This window comes from Mesorhizobium sp. M7A.F.Ca.US.007.01.2.1 (assembly GCF_003998165.1).
GTDB classification, from domain to species: Bacteria; Pseudomonadota; Alphaproteobacteria; order Rhizobiales; family Rhizobiaceae; genus Mesorhizobium; species Mesorhizobium ciceri.
In genome coordinates this window covers 1-1,488 of record NZ_RZQP01000467.1, presented here as the reverse complement: position 1 = coordinate 1,488, position 1,488 = coordinate 1, and the positions used below count along the sequence as shown (strand labels likewise).

General features: G+C 60.1%; 2 protein-coding genes. Both read left to right on the top strand.

Annotation, left to right across the window (positions count from 1 at the left end; translation table 11 throughout):
* A partial coding sequence (locus tag EN949_RS35175; protein WP_164782673.1) for a substrate-binding domain-containing protein occupies positions 1-364 on the top strand: 364 nt, incomplete at its 5' end.
* Positions 365-666: 302 nt separating this feature from the next.
* The coding region (locus EN949_RS35170) for a substrate-binding domain-containing protein (RefSeq protein ID WP_127371984.1) at positions 667-1,488 on the top strand (822 nt) is incomplete at its 3' end.

Below are 1,488 nucleotides of genomic sequence, written 5' to 3'. Positions count from 1 at the left end.
CGTCACCACCACGCCGGTGCTGTCCAGCGTGTCGCTCGGCCGCGAGATGTTCCGCGACGCGCTGGCCAAGGTGCCGACACTCGACGGGGTGTTCTGCAACAATGACGACATCGCGCTCGGCGTCTTGTTCGAATGCCATCGCGCCTCGATCGCGGTGCCGAAGACGATCGGCATCGTCGGTTTCAACGATCTCGACATGATGCAGGTGGCGTTTCCTTCGGTCACCAGCATCCGCACCCATCGTTATGAGATCGGCCGGCGTGCCGTCGCCATGGCGCTTGCTGCGATCGCCGGCAAAAGACCGGAGCAACGGATCGTAGATCTCGGTTTCGAGCTCAAGCGCCGCGAGAGCACGGCGCGTTGAAACGCACAGAAGCGACTGTGCGAATGCCGGTTTACACGCCAATTTGGTAGCGCTACCATCTCCTACAGGCAGTTGCATGAACGACAGGTCGCACCTGTTTATTATACATAAGCGACAACTAATACTTGTTTATTATGGATAATATGATAGTTTTCGCCCCGCTGGCGGCGACAAGGGAGGTACCGGGTCGGCCATCACGGGCGGCCGAGGAAGCGCATGGCAAGGCGGGAGGTGCCGGTCCATCGCGCGAAAAATTCGCATTGCGAAACGAACAATCAGAACTGCAATCGGGAGGATTATCGATGATCAAGTCACTCGTTGGTGGCGTCGTTGCCGCCACTGCATTCGTCATGCTCAATTCGGCCGCCATGGCCGCCGGACCCGAAATCGTGTCGGGTCCCGCCGCTCAGGCGGACTGTTTCGCGCCGTGGAGCGCGGAGACCAAATTCTTCAAATATCCCAAGAAGGAAGGGCCGTTCCGCATCGCCTTCGCCAATGGCTATATCGCCAACACCTGGCGCATCCAGATGGTGCAGACGGCCAAGGCCTACGCCGCGCAACCTGAAGTCAAAGCCAAGATCAAGGAATTCAAGGTCGTCTCGACGGGCGAGGACGTGCCGGCACAGATCTCGGCGATCAACAATTTCATCGATTCCGGCTATGACGCCATCGTCACCGACGCCCAGAATCCGACGGCCTTCGGTCCGGTCATCAAGCGTGCCAAGGAAGCGGGCATCGTGCTGGTCGCCTTCGACAACATTCTCGACACCAAGGACGCCATCAACGTCAATGTCGATCAGAAGGGTCTTGGCGAATTGTGGGCCAAGTGGCTGGTCGGCAAGATACCGAACGGCGGCAAGATCCTGGAAGTGCGCGGCGTCGCCGGCACCTCCGTCGACACGGATCGTCACAACGGCATCCACGAGGTCTTCGATGCGTCCGGCAAGAAGTGGGACGTGACCGAAGTCGCCGGCAAATGGGATGACGGCGTGGCGCAGAAGGTGACTGCGGATGCGATCGCCACCAACGGTCCGTTCGACGGCATCACCGGGCAGGGCGGCGACACCGGCATCGTGCAGGCGATGATCGCCGCCAAACGGCACGAACGGATGCTTGGCGTCGAT